Here is a 14,926-nt window from a genome sequence, read left to right on the forward strand (position 1 = left end):
TATGTCTTTAACGCAAATATTATTAATTTTGTTTGTAGGAATATTGGTAACAAAACCGAGTGATATTTTTATAATTATTAAAGAATTTAAAAAAATAAAAGCGTATTTAATTAATATTAAGTCTTCTATTATAAAAAATATAGATGAACCGTTAGAAACAGAACAATTAAATTTTTATTTAAAAAAAATTATTAACCTAGAAGGTTATTATCATGGTGATTATGATTTAACGACAATAAAAGAAAAATATTATACGTTAGTAATTAACAATGACTTAATAGAAAATGAATCAGCAACTGATATAACAGAGAAATACTAATCCGTGCCTCACTCAATAATTAAATCTAAGAATTATGCAAAAAGTAGTAAAACTTAACAATATCAAAATAGGAAATGATTTGCCGTTTATCCTAATTGCAGGACCATGTCAGATTGAAGGACAAGATCATGCTTTATTTATGGCAGAAAAACTTGTTAAATTAACTAGCAAGCTTGATATTCCGTTTATTTATAAATCTTCATTTGATAAAGCTAATAGAACTTCTATAAATGGGGTTAGAGGGCTTGGTATTGAGAAAGGTTTGGAAGTTTTATCAAAAGTAAAAGCTGAATTTGATTGTCCTATTGTTACTGATGTCCATTCAGAGAGCCAATGTACCGAAACAGCCGAAGTAGCAGATATTTTACAAATTCCGGCATTTTTATGCAGACAAACCGACTTACTTCAAGCCGCAGCGAAAACCGGTAAAATAGTAAAAGTAAAAAAGGGACAGTTTTTAGCTCCTTGGGATATGAAAAATGTACAAGCAAAACTAGAAGCTTTTGGAGCAGCAAATATATTATTTACAGAGCGTGGGGCATGTTTTGGCTATAATAATTTGGTATCTGATATGCGTAGTCTTGCAATAATGGCAGAGCTAAATGTACCTGTAGTTTTTGATGCAACACATTCTGTTCAGCAACCTGGAGGGCTAGGAGGTAGTACCGGAGGGGAAAGAAAATATGTAGAGTTACTTGCAAAGGCAGCAACGGCTGTAGGTATTGCCGGTATGTATATGGAAGTACATCAAGACCCGGATAACGCTCCAAGTGACGGTCCATGTATGATTAAGTTGGATAATCTAGAGTCCATTCTTATCAAACTGAAAAAATATGATAAAATTACAAAAGAAAAATAACCTCAAATTTTACCTTTCAAAATATATATTAAGTAGACCTTCTTCCTTATGGTGATAATAATGAAGTGGATGGGCTTGGTGGTATCTTTCAACCTAATGATCTACATTAGACTATAGTAAATGTTTGTGAATGTTATTACTGCGGGGTTTTGTTGCGTGGATCGATTATGTCATTCCCGCTTTCGCGGGAATGACATTGGAGTTATGATGTTCACTCGTAATATTCGTATCTATACTGCAAAAGAATTACCGCAACCGCATTTTGCCTTAGCTTGAGGGTTGCTAACGTTGAAATATGAGCTGCCGAGTTCTTCTATAAAATCTAAAGTACAATCCAGCATAAATTTTTGAGAGATAGGATCAATAATAATTGTAGCATTATGTTTAGTAATGACATAATCATCCTGTTCTATAGTATTTTTTGAGACTAATTCATAATTGTACATCAGACCTGAGCAACCACCGCTATCAACAGAAACTCGCAATACTAAATTCTTATCTTTTTCTAGCCCTATTAACTCGCGGACTCGCTGAAAAGCTCTATCCGTAATTGTTATCGTCACTTAAAATTACCTTGTAAAAGTCTTATAAATTATATAGTATATTTTGATATTTTTCAAGGTGGCGTTGTTGCATGATTCTGATGTCATTCCCGCGAAGGCGGGAATGACATCAGAATCATGCAACAACGCCTTTCAAAATAAAGGATAACGATGCTAGCTTCATATGCTTCCGATCCTCTTAAAAGTAGGGGGAGATTATATAAAGAGATCCCGACCTCGTATAGAAATGAGTTTGAACATGATCGTGATCGCATCATTCATACTAATGCATTTAGGCGTTTACAGTATAAAACTCAGGTTTTTATTAATCACGAAGGAGATCATTATAGAAATAGGTTAACTCATTCTCTAGAGGTTTCGACTGTTGCACGTTCGGTTGCTAATACTTTAAATTTATCAAGTGACTTAGCCGAAACAATAGCACTTGCTCACGATCTTGGTCACACGCCTTTCGGTCATGCGGGCGAGAGAGCTTTAAACGAATGTATGAGAGAGTATAACGGCTTTTCCCATAATGCTCAATCTTTAAAGATACTAACACTACTTGAAAAAAGATATGCGGCTTATAACGGAGTGAATTTAACATGGGAAGTTTTAGAAGGAATCGTAAAACATAACGGTCCTATAACCGGTGAGATAAATGAATATATAGCAGAGTATAATAAGCAAAATGATTTAGAGCTTGATACATATGCATCTGCAGAGGCTCAAATAGCAGCACTTGCCGATGACATTAGTTATATTTCGCATGATTTGGAAGATAGTATCGGTGCTAAAATTATCGATTTTAATAGTCTTGGTGAACTTAAATATATTGATCAGCATGTTTTTGAACTCAAGTCAAAATTTAAAAATATTAGCTCCTCGTGTCTTATTTATGAGGTAGTACGTAAGCTAATGCATGAATTGATTACCGATTTATTATGGCAAACAAAAGAAAATTTAAATAAAGAAAAAATTACTGATATAGATGAGATACGTAATTTGAATTATCAGCTAGTGGATTTTACGGAAAAAACTAATGAACGTATTAAGGAAACTAAAAAGTTTCTACATGAGCGAGTTTATAAAAGTAATAAAATTACGGCCATCAGCCTTAAATGTACTAAAATCGTACAAGGTTTGTTTAAGGTTTATATGGATGATATTAATTTATTACCGGTTAATTGGAAAATGCTAATAGACTCTAATGAAATATATAGTAAAGCTAGAGTTATTGCCGATTATATAGCAGGTATGACAGATCGTTTTGCTATTCAGGAATATAATCAACTTTGTTAGACTTCCTGCATAACGTGCTTCTAAGGGTAATTTGTACGTCGCTCCAGTGCTCAAATCCTCACGTACTCAGTGTACGCTGCGGTTCGCAGCGAAGTGTCTCCTACAAATTCCTCCTTATTAGCTACGTTATGCAGGAAGTCTATTCTGTACATTTTAATAACATCTAAAATTATGAATATATTTAATCAATTGAAACAAGACATAATTGCAGCAAGCCGGCAATTATATAATAATCAGGAAATAGCGAATATTGCTACTATTGAAACGCCGAAAGATAATTTTAACGGTGATTTATCAAGTAATATTGCAATGATCATTGCTGCTAAAAAAAATATTCCTCCCCGTACGGTGGCACTGAAATTTAAAGAAATACTTATAACATTACCTTATATTGCAAGTATAGAAATAGCAGGACCAGGCTTTATTAATTTTACTATAAAAGCTGAAAGTTGGCAGATAGCAATTAAAAATATTCTACAGCACGAAGAAAAGTTTTTTGAAATTGATATAGATAAGAACAAAAATATTAATATCGAGTATGTGTCGGCCAATCCCACGGGTCCAATGCATATAGGTCATGCTAGAGGAGCAGTATATGGCGATGTGTTAGCAAGAATTTTGCAAAAGGTAGGTTACAATGTTACAAAAGAATATTATGTTAATGATGCAGGATCACAAATAAATGATTTAGTGAGTACAGTATTATTACGTTATAGAGAAGCGTTAGGCGAAAAAATTACTATCCCTGTCGGTTTATATCCGGGAGAGTATTTAATTCCGGTTGGGCAAATTTTAGTGAAAGAATACGGTAATAAATTATTAGCGATGGATGAAGCGGAAAGATTCAAAATAGTCAAAAATTTTGCCGTAGAAAAGATGCTTGATTTAAATAGAAAAGATTTAGAAGAGCTAGGTATTAAACATGATATATTTTTCTCTGAACAGTCATTGCATGATAAAGGTGAAATAGAGGAAACAGTGAAATTACTTACTAATATGGGGCTAATTTATGAAGGTACGCTACCTGCTCCTAAAGGTAAAATTCATGAAGAATGGGATAACAGAGTTCAAAAATTATTTAAATCTACCAAGTATGGTGATAGTCAAGATCGCCCTATAGAAAAAGCTGACGGAAGTTGGTCGTATTTTGCTTCCGATCTTGCATATGCTAAGGATAAAATAGATAGAGGAGCGAATCACTTAATTTATGTACTTGGTGCTGATCATAGCGGATATGTTAAAAGAATTGAGGCAATAGTTAAAGCTCTAGGCAAAGAGCAGGTTAAAGTAGATGTTAAAATCTGTCAATTGGTCAATTTTGTTGAAAACGGTGTGCCGGTTAAAATGTCAAAACGTCTTGGAAGCTTTGCTAGTGTGCAAGATGTAAATCATGAGGTGGGGAAAGATATCATAAGGTTTATGATGTTGACTAGACAAAATGATAAGCCGCTTGATTTTGATTTAGAAAAAGTGAAAGAACAATCAAGAGAAAATCCTATCTTTTATGTACAATATGCACATGTAAGAACAATATCAATTTTATCAAAAGCTATGGAACTAATGCCGGAATCTTATAATAGCTTTGAAGCCGGTATATATGATTTATCATTATTATCATCAGAAGAAGAAATTGAGATCATAAAACTTTTAGCTGCGTGGACAAAAACATTAGAAGCATCTGCAAAATATTTTGAACCGCATCGTATAGCATTTTATTTAATAAATTTAGCTTCAAAATTTCATTCTATATGGAATTTCGGTAAAGAAAATAGTGACTATAGATTTGTAATTGAAAACAATAACGAATTAACTACCGCTCGTCTTGCTCTTGCTAAAGCTATACAAAAAGTTATAGCTAGAGGTCTTGAAGTGATAGGTGTAGAACCAATGAATAAAATGTAATTATTGTAAGACGTTAGTACTAAACTTGCTATGTCATTCCCGCTTTCGCGGGAATGACAGCCAGAGTATTTTATTTATGATCAATAATATTTTTGTTAAAATATGTCTAGGGTGTTTAATATGTATATCCGCTATTTATTTTGCTTATCAATATTATCAGAATAGCAAGCCAGTAATTACTATTTATCCTGATGAGCTGCCTACAAAAATAAAACCGTCTATAATAGAAAATAACCAAATAGCAGCAGTACATAGTACGATATATGAAAATCTTATTGCTAAAGATACAAATATTAAAACCGTAAAATTGCTTCCTGATCCTGAGAAACCTATGAATATAGATTCTCGCAACCAAAGTCAAAGCGATGAATCTTTTGATGAAATATCTAACCTTATTGCATTAATAGAGCCAAGTAATAACTCCAAAAATGAAACGGATTTAAATATAATAAAGCTTGAAAAAGGAAGTAAAGATAAGGCTAGTAATGCTAAAAATTGTAAAAATAATGAAAGTTATAAAGTACAACTTGGTTCGGTAAAATCTGAAGCAGAAGCAATAAAGGAAGGGGCAAGAATAAAAAAGAAATTCCCGAAAATTCTTAAAAATATTGTTATCACAACCAAAAAAGTTAAATATGACGACGGCAAATTTTTCTATTTAATCTTAGCCGGTGATTATGGTAGTCTTAGCCAAGCTAAAGCGGTTTGTAAGAAATTAGCTTATAACAAGCAGAGTTGTGTGTTAAAATGATGCTTTATTGTCATATCGTGGCTTGACCACGGTATCTACAACTTAAAATACTAATAATTTTAGTATTTTTAACTGGATCCCGCGATCAAGTCGCGGGATGACAACAAAAAAATCGAGCCATGCAACAAAGCTTTCGCGGGAATGAAATAGGAGTCAATACAACAAAAACAAATACTAAACATTTTATGAAAGAAGCTAAAATAGAAAATATTGACTTTGGTAATGCATTATCGGAGCGTTATCTTGCTTATGCATTATCAACAATTATGTCACGTTCGCTTCCTGACGTACGTGACGGGCTTAAGCCTGTACATCGTAGGTTATTATACGCAATGCTACAGCTAAGGCTTGAGCCGAATTCCGGCTATAAGAAATGTGCAAGAGTAGTCGGTGACGTGATCGGTAAATATCACCCGCACGGTGATGGTGCGGTATATGATACTTTAGTGCGTCTTGCCCAGCATTTTTCATTACGTTATCCTTTAATTGACGGACAGGGCAATTTCGGCTCTATAGACGGTGATAATGCAGCAGCTATGCGTTATACCGAATCACGTATGACCGAAATATGTATGTTATTAATGGATGATATTGATAAAGATACGGTAGATTTTCGCCCTACTTATGATGATTCCGATTTAGAACCGGTAATAATGCCGGCACGTTTTCCGAACTTACTAGCTAATGGTTCTGAAGGGATAGCAGTCGGTATGGCAACCAATATACCGCCGCATAATTTACATGAGTTATGTGATGCTCTAATACATTTAATCGACCATCCGAAAGCTGAAATTAACGATATAATGAACTTTATCAAAGGTCCTGATTTTCCGACCGGCGGCATAATTATTGATAAAGCTGAAGTTATTAATGCTGCATATAGTACGGGACGTGGTAGTCTTAGAGTGAGAAGCAGATGGGAAAAAGAGGCGCTAAGTTACGGTACATATCAGATAGTTGTAACCGAAATACCTTATCAAGTTCAAAAATCAAAACTCATAGAACAAATAGCGATATTACTAAAGGATAAAAAAATCCCGCTTGTTAGCAATATTAGAGATGAATCAACCGACGTTATCAGGTTGGTTATAGAGCCAAGAGATCGTAGTTGTGATCCGCAGATAGTTATGGAATCTCTATTCAAGCTAACGAATTTAGAAAGCCGAATTCAACTAAATATGAATGTAATAGGCAGTAATAACGTACCGAGAGTAATGAATATTTTAGAGATTTTACAAGAGTTTCTAGATCATAGACAAAATATTGTGACTCGCAGGTCAACTTATCTTTTAAATAAAATCAAGCATCGTTTAGAAATTCTAGAAGGGCTTAGAATAGCTTATCTAAATCTTGATGAAATCATTAAAATTATTCGTGAAGAGGATGAGCCGAAAGCGAGAATGATGGAGCGGTTTAAGCTAACCGAAATACAGGGAGAAGCAATATTAAATACCCGTCTTCGTTCGCTTCGCAGGCTTGAAGAGCAGGAAATTATTAATGAACATAGTAATTTACAAAAACAACAAGCCATATTAGAAGAGATTTTAAATAATCCTAAAGAACTATGGAAAGTAGTTAAAAAAGAAATAAAAACAGTACAAACAAAATTTGGATTCAATACAGTAATAGGAGCAAGGCGGACCTACTTTGAAGAAGTAACGCTTACGAATCAAGTAGTTGATATAACGGCTTTCATTACTAAAGAACCGATTACTATTATCTGCTCAAAAATGGGGTGGGTACGTTCGTTAAAAGGTCATAACACTGATTTATCGAATATTAAATATAAAGAAGGTGACGCAGAAAAATTTATTTTAGAAGCTTATACGACCGATAAAATATTAATAGTTAGTTCAGAAGGGAGGTTTTTTACGTTACTTGCCGATAATATTTCCAAAGGTAAAGGAACGGGGGAATCTATAAAGTTACTTGTGGATATAGGGAATAATGATATTACAAATATTTTAGTCTATAAACCTGATCAGCTTTTATTACTTGCAAGTAGCATAGGTAAGGGATTTTTAGTTAATTCAAACGAAGTAATGGCTCAAACAAAAACAGGAAAGCAAATTATGAACGTACCAAACGGACATATATGCATTATTTGCTTGCCTGCAAATGGAGATAGTGTTGCTTGCATCGGTGAGAGCCGTAAATTGCTGGTGTTTAATATAGATGAAATACCTGAAATGAAAAAAGGACAAGGCGTAACGTTACAAAAATTTAAAAATGCAAAGCTTCTAGATATTAAAATATTTAATAAAGAAGATGGTTTAGGCTGGAATAACAATGGAAAAGTAAAGCTCGAGAAAAATATTATTGCATTTTTAGGGAAAAGAGGTGGTGCAGGTAAATTACCGCCTATGGGTTTCCCTAAAAATAATAGGTTTTCATCATAATTGTAATAAAGATTGAGTGTATACAAGAAACCCAGCATATTTTATATGGTTTGATACAAGCGAATTTTTTACAAATTCGCTTGTACCAGTCTATTATTAAAAGTTTTTGTAAGCTTTTAAATTCATCTTGCCTAGTTCAAATTAATAGATGTTACTATCCCCCACTCCTATAACATCAACTTGATCATCCTGATGACCTTCCTCTAACGGATAATATGCAAAATCTTCATTATTATTACCGAAAAGGTTATAAACACCAGTTAAGAGCTTATTACTATCCTTGAAAAATTGAATTATAGTAGAACAATCCTCTCTAATTGTATCTATCAAAGGTTTTCCGATGGCGGTAGCAGCTGCCATAAGTGCTGGTACCTTTATTGCATCAAATTTGCTTATAACGTGGTTGGGGCTTGAAATTTTTTTTAAGGTAAAACCTATACTCATTAAATGAGGGATTGCTGTAATATATTTATCTATAATATTACTTGTTTCCATCATGTTTTTAAATACATTTAATATAGGAGAAAAAAATTTTCATTGTCCTCTGACGCTGGTTTTTCTATGTTCTGAGTTACATCTATCTTTATCTTTAGAGAATTATCCTGTCTCATATTAAAAAACTTCAACGCTGCCTCAAAATCACCATCTTTTGTATAGACTTTCTGAATATTTAAAGCATGTAATATTGTAAATATTTTTTTTAAGTTGGAACTAGAAACAAAATTATATGCATCTTTAAATAATAATTTAGAAGCGGTTGCATATCTTGTAACTGCTTTTAATCCATTTACAAAGGAATATCCTGAGCTTGTAAGTTGAGCATGATTCATAGTGTTACTCCTGTTTTAAAATAATAAAAATCACATATCACATGATTACCATATATTATGGTTGTGCCACAATATATTGTAATCAAAAAAAGTCAACATCTAACAATAAAAAAAGTAAAATATATAATTTTATTTAATCAAAAGGCAGTACAGCATATTCTCGATCGCGTGATACAAGCGAATTTTTCAGGATTCGCCGGTACTCACGTAATTTACGCTGTGTAGGCTCAACTTTAAATTCATCTTGGCTGTAGCTTTCTGAAATATTTTAAGTAAATGAAGTACAAAGCTAAGCATAATTTGACAAGAATTAGAAAGCTGCAGGCTAATAGAATGGTTCAGAGGTTTAACAGAAGAGTAAACAAGGCTATTGCAACGACGAACTATAATAAAAATTTATTGATAGTTCGATTAAAAAAGTTGAATAATCAAGGCATAAGATTACTCTAAGCCTTGATTATAATAGTGATGGAATTCTTTTATTCTCATGAAGAGCATAACGAGTTTGTTAGTAATTTTGTTAACTCTTACAATAATGCTAATCAGCTATAAAACGATGTCAATTTGTACACAATTAAAACTTAAGTTTTGTACCTATAAGACCAACAGTACCTCGTGTTGTCTTACTAGGTGCTTTAGGGTAATATACAGGCTTACCTTTAGCTTGGAAATGAGAAATTTCAGCATATGGTAATAAACCAGGCATGATCTTATATTCAGTAGCTAAGCTTACAGTATCAACGGTGTTTTTATATCTTGAAGTTTTGAGATATTCAAGGCTTGTTTTTATAGGTCCTTGTCCATAAGCAACTGCTCCATTGTAATAATAGGTATCACGACCAACTTTATAATATTCCTTAGCGGTTAAGCTTTTACCTAAACTACCGTAAGAAGCCCCGCAAGAGAAATTACCGTAAGTAAATACTGCTCCAAGATTATATGCTTTTAAATTAGAAAGCTTATAAGTATTTAGAACTTCTACTACTTTAGTTCCGTCCATTTTAGCATGAATAAGACGACGAGCAGGCTTGCCGTATTCTCCGGTAACAGATAATTTTAAGTCTACATCTTCGCTAATTTCATGTTCATAAGTTAAGCCGGCAGAAAAAGCATCTCTAATATTCTGATTGATAGTCATAGTTTCATTATTTTCTAATTTAACCGTCTTTATTCCGGTTTTAGAAACACTAATCCCGTTTCTTCCTGAGCTTTCAAGCGTTAAATTATTTATATCTCTATTACCGCCCGTATTAGCAGTATCGGGAGTATAAGAGATACCGGCTTGGAAGCCTTTCATTTTAGGCGTAAAAACGTTTACTCTTCTAGCTCTTTCAGCTTTATCATTGATTTGATCAAAATAATTCGAGTATGATGCAAGATAAAAGCTAGCACTAGTGTCAAAATCCGGTTTTAAGCCTTTATACCTCATATACTGACCGTCGAGTAGAGCATATCTAGACCATCCTCCGGTACCTGCAGTTACTTGAGAGCCGGTAATACGCAATTTAGTACTTGCGTCAGCAGGAGAGCCGAGTTCTGCTTTACCGTAACTAGTTTCAATAAAGATATGTGATCCATTATAACTTGTAGAGGTTTTTGCTCTTGTAGTAGGTTGAAGCACTATTTTAGCACCTGCTATTACATCATTGATAGTTTTAGTAATAGTTGCCGCAAACGCTGCTTCCGTGTAAAACCCTAGCTTTTTCCTGTTATCGGTTACATTTTTATCAAATAAAATTAAATGATCCTGTTTAATATAACCACTTTCAAATAAATAAAATCCTTCTAATTTTATTTCGGTATCAGAATTAGAAATAACGGATGTTGGATTTTCTTCGGCAAGACCAGCCGATGCAAAGCAAATAATACTTGCAGCTAATAATAAATTTTTCACTTTATAAAGCCTCCATAAACCTAAATAATAAAATTTACCATACAAAATAAATTTTTAGTATTATAAATATAAATCTAACTACACTAAAATATAATAATACTTTTTCATAATTGACAATAAAAAACTATTTTAATTTGTAATAATTTAATTTTAAATAGATAATGTTGTATTATTATCACTATCATTATTCAAGTGGCCTTAGACTTATAGTTTTAAAGAAAAATTTTGTATTGTAAATAATTATGAGTTATAACCATTAGTTTATTAATTAAATTAAGTTTGGATTATGGCTATAATGTCAGATAAGTGGATAAAAGAAGCTGTTATAAATCAAAGTATGATTAAGCCCTTTGCGGAAAAGCAGGTAAGAGTTCATAATAAAGAAAAGATTATTTCTTACGGCTTATCTTCTTACGGCTATGATGCTAGAGTATCTAATGAATTTAAAATATTTACCAATATTAATTCTACTACGGTTGATCCAAAAAATTTCAGTGAATATAATTTAGTTGATAGAGAAGTAGATGTGTGTATTATTCCACCTAATAGTTTTGCCCTTGGCAGAACTATAGAATATTTTAAAATACCGCGTGATGTATTAGTTATTTGTGTCGGCAAGTCCACTTATGCAAGGTGCGGTATAATAGTAAATGTGACTCCGTTAGAGCCGGAGTGGGAAGGACATGTAACTTTAGAGTTTTCTAATACTACTCCATTACCTGCTAAAATATATGCAAATGAAGGAGCGTGTCAGTTTTTATTTTTAAAAGGTGATCAAATTTGTGATACTTCATATGCCGATCGACAAGGAAAATATATGAAACAAGTAGGCGTAACTTTACCGTTAACATAACTTTTTTATGTAAAAATTTTATTAGTTCTTACTTTAAAAAACAATACTATTAAGTAAGTAATTATAAATATTAAATTTTTAATAAGGATTTTTATGAGTACAATAAATACCAATACGAATGAGGCAATGCCTCATATTTCCGTTAATGCACAATATATAAAAGATTTATCTCTTGAGAACCCTTCTGCCCCATCTTCTCTTGCGGCTTTGGATCAACGCCCTCAAATTGATTTATCTCTAGATATAAATATTACTAATTTATCGGAAGAAAATTTCTATGAAGTAGAGTTAAATATCGAAGCAATTGCAAGAAATGAAAAATATAAATTATTTCAGATAGAATTAAAATATGCCGGAGTATTTAATTTAATTAATATTGATTCTGAACAACATCCGGTTTTATTATCCGTTCATTGTCCGGCAATGATATTTCCATTTGCTAGAAAAATTATAGCTAGTTGTACTCAAGATGCAGGATTCCAGCCTTTAATGATTGATCCTATAGACTTTGGTGCCTTATATCATAAGAAAATGTCGGAGCATCAAAACTAAGAAAATCATCTAATTATTTTATAAACTTCGTTTTAAACGCCATGGTTTTTAAATCACGGATAGAGCTTAATAGTAAAAATTTTATCAATATGATTATATTCTTTACTTATGTGATTAATGAATGTATAAAGCACTAGATAAAAAATTATAATTTAATTAACAATAATTAACTGTAATTAAATTATAGCACAATATAAAAATTGAATTTTATGGAGAAAAACAATGAGAGTTTTGTTAATGGAAGACGAGCCGGAAATGGCTAACTTAATTGAGCTAACTTTAGCTTCAGAGGGTATAGTGTGCGATAAAGCTTCAGTTGGTGTAGAAGGTTTAAGGCTTGGTAAAGTCGGTGGTTATGATCTAGTGATTTTAGATCTTATGTTACCTGATATTAATGGTTTTGAGATATTACTAAGATTGCGTGCTGCAAAAATAAAAACCCCAATCTTAATTCTATCTAGCTTAACGGATACGGATCACAAAATTACTGGTTTCTTTTCCGGAGCCGATGATTATCTAACCAAGCCGTTTGTAAGAGAGGAATTAATTGCTAGAATTAAAGCTATAGTTAGACGTTCTAAAGGGCATGCAGCATCAGTATTTAGATTTGATAAGGTTAGTGTAAACCTAGATACTAGAAGTGTAGAAGTTGACGGCAAGCAAGTACATTTGACGAACAAAGAATATGCTATTTTAGAGCTATTAATACTTAGAAGAGGAACTATTTTAACTAAAGAAATGTTCTTAAATCACTTATATAGTAGTGTTGATGAACCGGAAATGAAAATTATTGACGTATTTATTTGTAAGCTTCGTAAAAAGTTAAGTGATGCTGCCGGAGGTAGAGATTATATCGATACAGTATGGGGACGCGGTTATATGCTAAAAGAATATGATGAATTACAACAAAAAGAAATTGTAGCACAAGGAGCATAATTAATGCCTTTATCTGCTTCTTTACTTGGTAAAAAAAGTACTTATAAAGATAGTTACGATGCAACTTTATTATTTAAAATTCCACGTATAAATAATCGAAACGAACTTGGAATAAATAGTAATAATCTTCCGTTTTACGGTGTAGATGTTTGGAATACATATGAACTATCTTGTCTTAATAAGAACGGTAAGCCATGGGTTGGAGTAGGCACTTTTTATATACCGACGGATTCTGAAAATATAGTAGAATCAAAATCATTTAAATTATATCTAAATTCTTTTAATAACTTTGTTGTTGAATCAATAGAAGAATTAGAAAGAATTATCTTGCAGGACCTAAGTAATGTTACACACGCTAAAGTAACAGGATGGATATTTCCTATAAATACAAAAATAGAATTTGGTGTTCCAAGCGGTAAAAATATCGATGATTTAGATATAGAATGCAATAATTACGGTCCACCCGATAATAGTTTAATTGAGTATGAAGATGTTTTGGTAGAAGAAGAGATTAATTCTAATTTACTAAAATCAAATTGCTTAGTAACCGGTCAGCCGGATTGGGGTACAATCGTTATAAAATATAAAGGAAAAAAGTTAAAACATGATTCTTTCCTAAAATATCTAATATCTTTTAGAAATTGTAATGAATTTGCAGAGCAGTGTGCCGAGCGTATTTTTACAGACATTAAAAACGCTATAAATCCTGATTTTCTTTCTATTTATATAGTATATACTAGGCGTGGAGGGATTGATATTTGTCCATATCGTTCTCTAGATCAAAATTATAATTTACCTAGCGATAAACGACTTATTAGACAGTAATTCACTTTTTTAATCCATAAAAAAATCCGCTTGTGAGGAAGGCTTGCTTACGTGGATAACAAGTCGTCATTGCGAGCATTTGCTGGCCTTGTTGTATGGATCGAAAAACGCGTTCGGTGTCATCCCCCGTGGCTTGACCACGGTATCCAGAAATACAACTTACAATACTAATAATTTTAGTATTTTTAACTGGATCCCGCGATCAAGTCGCGGGGGATGACAATCAGAAAATGATCCACGCAAGCAAGTCTTCCGCAGAATAGAAGTTAGTATAATTTTATGATTCTTTTGTAGGATTTTGTATAGGTTTTAAGACTTCTACTATTTTATTCAGGTCTATTTGACTACAGATTCCCAGTAATACAGGATCACGAGGACGAATAGAATTCATATTCCAATGGCTACGGGTTCTAATAGCATCGATAGTAGTTTTAGTAGTACCTATTAGTTTAATTATTTGATGGTCTTGGATGTTCGGATAATTAGACAATAACCAATATATAGCATCCGGTTTATCTTGACGTCTTGCTATAGGGGTGTATTTAGCACATTGTTTTTTCTGATTTTTCATCAATTCATCAGTCGGACTATATGAAATTTGCAAGCTAGTATTAGGATCTTTACTGCAACGCTCAATTTCCTCTAAAGTTAATTGACCGTTTGCAATTGGACTTAAACCTTTTATAGATTGTGCTACTTCACCGTCAGCCATACCTTTTATTTCAAATTCATGAATACCGCAAAAATCGGCAATTTGTTTAAAAGTTAAAGAAGTATTTTCAATTAACCACATAGCCGTGGCTTTTGGCAGAAGCGGTAATGTTTTTTGCGAATTCATGATAATTGTTTTTTGGCTTAATTTGAAAAATTATAACAAATAGAGTTATTTAAGTCAATCTTCATTTAAAATGATCAATGTCATTCTAGCTAAAAGCAGGAATCTAGTAACCTATAATGTCACC

The 14,926-nt window shown here is 32.5% G+C and carries 15 protein-coding genes and 2 pseudogenes; 10 read left to right on the plus strand and 7 right to left on the minus strand.

Annotation, left to right across the window (positions count from 1 at the left end; genetic code table 11):
* Position 1: 1 nt before the first annotated feature.
* Positions 2–319 (plus strand): DUF2672 domain-containing protein, encoded by a 318-nt coding sequence (locus tag ACIAS7_RS02710; protein WP_473199242.1) that lies wholly within the window; start codon positions 2–4, stop codon positions 317–319.
* Between the two features lie 34 nt (positions 320–353).
* Positions 354–1,178, plus strand: coding sequence for a 3-deoxy-8-phosphooctulonate synthase (kdsA, locus tag ACIAS7_RS02715; RefSeq protein ID WP_473199243.1), 825 nt, complete (start codon positions 354–356; stop codon positions 1,176–1,178).
* Between the two features lie 230 nt (positions 1,179–1,408).
* On the opposite strand, the gene ACIAS7_RS02720 is transcribed toward kdsA, so the two are convergent.
* The gene (locus ACIAS7_RS02720) at positions 1,409–1,741 is read right to left on the minus strand and encodes an iron-sulfur cluster assembly accessory protein (RefSeq protein ID WP_473199244.1); all 333 of its coding nucleotides are present in this window, start codon (positions 1,739–1,741) and stop codon (positions 1,409–1,411) included.
* A 150-nt stretch (positions 1,742–1,891) separates the two neighbouring features.
* On the opposite strand from ACIAS7_RS02720, the gene ACIAS7_RS02725 reads away from it, so the two are divergent.
* A complete protein-coding gene (locus ACIAS7_RS02725) occupies positions 1,892–3,022 on the plus strand; it encodes a deoxyguanosinetriphosphate triphosphohydrolase (RefSeq protein WP_473199245.1) in 1,131 nt (376 codons plus the stop codon).
* Here the strand turns inward: ACIAS7_RS02725 and ACIAS7_RS02730 are convergent.
* A pseudogene (locus ACIAS7_RS02730) lies at positions 3,020–3,174 on the minus strand (palindromic element RPE1 domain-containing protein); the annotation flags it as partial. The gene ACIAS7_RS02725 and the pseudogene ACIAS7_RS02730 sit on opposite strands and share 3 nt — an antisense overlap.
* 19 nt (positions 3,175–3,193) lie before the next feature.
* On the opposite strand from ACIAS7_RS02730, the gene argS reads away from it, so the two are divergent.
* The 3 genes from argS (at position 3,194) to parC (ending at position 8,074) form a co-directional block, all read left to right on the plus strand.
* The gene (argS, locus tag ACIAS7_RS02735) at positions 3,194–4,924 is read left to right on the plus strand and encodes an arginine--tRNA ligase (protein ID WP_473199246.1); all 1,731 of its coding nucleotides are present in this window, start codon (positions 3,194–3,196) and stop codon (positions 4,922–4,924) included.
* A gap of 76 nt (positions 4,925–5,000) precedes the next feature.
* Complete coding sequence (locus ACIAS7_RS02740; RefSeq protein WP_473199247.1) at positions 5,001–5,675, plus strand: SPOR domain-containing protein; 675 nt, start codon at positions 5,001–5,003, stop codon at positions 5,673–5,675.
* Positions 5,676–5,860: 185 nt separating this feature from the next.
* The gene (gene parC, locus ACIAS7_RS02745; protein WP_473199395.1) at positions 5,861–8,074 is read left to right on the plus strand and encodes a DNA topoisomerase IV subunit A; all 2,214 of its coding nucleotides are present in this window, start codon (positions 5,861–5,863) and stop codon (positions 8,072–8,074) included.
* 141 nt (positions 8,075–8,215) lie between these two features.
* Here the strand turns inward: parC and ACIAS7_RS02750 are convergent, their stop codons facing one another.
* From ACIAS7_RS02750 to ACIAS7_RS02765, 4 genes and pseudogenes are all read right to left on the minus strand, one after another.
* Positions 8,216–8,572 carry a hypothetical protein gene (locus ACIAS7_RS02750; RefSeq protein ID WP_473199248.1) on the minus strand — a complete coding sequence of 119 codons (357 nt, stop codon included), beginning with the start codon at positions 8,570–8,572 and terminating at the stop codon, positions 8,216–8,218.
* A gap of 14 nt (positions 8,573–8,586) precedes the next feature.
* Positions 8,587–8,904, minus strand: coding sequence for a hypothetical protein (locus ACIAS7_RS02755; RefSeq protein ID WP_473199458.1), 318 nt, complete (start codon positions 8,902–8,904; stop codon positions 8,587–8,589).
* A 148-nt stretch (positions 8,905–9,052) separates the two neighbouring features.
* Positions 9,053–9,169: pseudogene (locus ACIAS7_RS02760) on the minus strand (palindromic element RPE3 domain-containing protein); the annotation flags it as partial.
* Positions 9,170–9,478: 309 nt separating this feature from the next.
* A complete protein-coding gene (locus ACIAS7_RS02765) occupies positions 9,479–10,798 on the minus strand; it encodes a porin (protein ID WP_473199249.1) in 1,320 nt (439 codons plus the stop codon).
* A 286-nt stretch (positions 10,799–11,084) separates the two neighbouring features.
* Here ACIAS7_RS02765 and dcd point away from each other — a divergent pair, with 286 nt between their 5' ends.
* The 4 genes from dcd (at position 11,085) to queF (ending at position 13,964) form a co-directional block, all read left to right on the plus strand.
* A complete protein-coding gene (gene dcd, locus ACIAS7_RS02770) occupies positions 11,085–11,651 on the plus strand; it encodes a dCTP deaminase (RefSeq protein ID WP_473199250.1) in 567 nt (188 codons plus the stop codon).
* A gap of 93 nt (positions 11,652–11,744) precedes the next feature.
* Positions 11,745–12,203, plus strand: coding sequence for a protein-export chaperone SecB (gene secB / locus ACIAS7_RS02775; protein WP_473199251.1), 459 nt, complete (start codon positions 11,745–11,747; stop codon positions 12,201–12,203).
* Positions 12,204–12,425: 222 nt separating this feature from the next.
* Positions 12,426–13,139, plus strand: a complete 714-nt coding sequence (ctrA, locus tag ACIAS7_RS02780) for a response regulator transcription factor CtrA (RefSeq protein WP_473199252.1) — start codon at positions 12,426–12,428, stop codon at positions 13,137–13,139.
* Between the two features lie 3 nt (positions 13,140–13,142).
* Positions 13,143–13,964, plus strand: a complete 822-nt coding sequence (gene queF / locus ACIAS7_RS02785) for an NADPH-dependent 7-cyano-7-deazaguanine reductase QueF (RefSeq protein ID WP_473199253.1) — start codon at positions 13,143–13,145, stop codon at positions 13,962–13,964.
* Between the two features lie 277 nt (positions 13,965–14,241).
* On the opposite strand, the gene ACIAS7_RS02790 is transcribed toward queF, so the two are convergent.
* Positions 14,242–14,802 (minus strand): cell cycle transcriptional regulator TrcR, encoded by a 561-nt coding sequence (locus ACIAS7_RS02790; protein WP_473199254.1) that lies wholly within the window; start codon positions 14,800–14,802, stop codon positions 14,242–14,244.
* Positions 14,803–14,926 lie beyond the last annotated feature (124 nt).

This window comes from Rickettsia sp. 109562A South Dakota, assembly GCF_055791265.1.

Excerpts from the sequence above, each read along its gene's own strand:
- ACIAS7_RS02710 (WP_473199242.1), top strand. The coding sequence starts at position 2 with ATGTCTTTAACGCAAATATTATTAATTTTGTTTGTAGGAATATTGGTA.
- kdsA (WP_473199243.1), top strand. The coding sequence starts at position 354 with ATGCAAAAAGTAGTAAAACTTAACAATATCAAAATAGGAAATGATTTG.
- ACIAS7_RS02725 (WP_473199245.1), top strand. The coding sequence starts at position 1,892 with ATGCTAGCTTCATATGCTTCCGATCCTCTTAAAAGTAGGGGGAGATTA.
- argS (WP_473199246.1), top strand. The coding sequence starts at position 3,194 with ATGAATATATTTAATCAATTGAAACAAGACATAATTGCAGCAAGCCGG.
- ACIAS7_RS02740 (WP_473199247.1), top strand. The coding sequence starts at position 5,001 with ATGATCAATAATATTTTTGTTAAAATATGTCTAGGGTGTTTAATATGT.
- parC (WP_473199395.1), top strand. The coding sequence starts at position 5,861 with ATGAAAGAAGCTAAAATAGAAAATATTGACTTTGGTAATGCATTATCG.
- ACIAS7_RS02750 (WP_473199248.1), bottom strand. The coding sequence starts at position 8,572 with ATGATGGAAACAAGTAATATTATAGATAAATATATTACAGCAATCCCT.
- ACIAS7_RS02755 (WP_473199458.1), bottom strand. The coding sequence starts at position 8,904 with ATGAATCATGCTCAACTTACAAGCTCAGGATATTCCTTTGTAAATGGA.
- dcd (WP_473199250.1), top strand. The coding sequence starts at position 11,085 with ATGGCTATAATGTCAGATAAGTGGATAAAAGAAGCTGTTATAAATCAA.
- secB (WP_473199251.1), top strand. The coding sequence starts at position 11,745 with ATGAGTACAATAAATACCAATACGAATGAGGCAATGCCTCATATTTCC.
- ctrA (WP_473199252.1), top strand. The coding sequence starts at position 12,426 with ATGAGAGTTTTGTTAATGGAAGACGAGCCGGAAATGGCTAACTTAATT.
- queF (WP_473199253.1), top strand. The coding sequence starts at position 13,143 with ATGCCTTTATCTGCTTCTTTACTTGGTAAAAAAAGTACTTATAAAGAT.
- ACIAS7_RS02790 (WP_473199254.1), bottom strand. The coding sequence starts at position 14,802 with ATGAATTCGCAAAAAACATTACCGCTTCTGCCAAAAGCCACGGCTATG.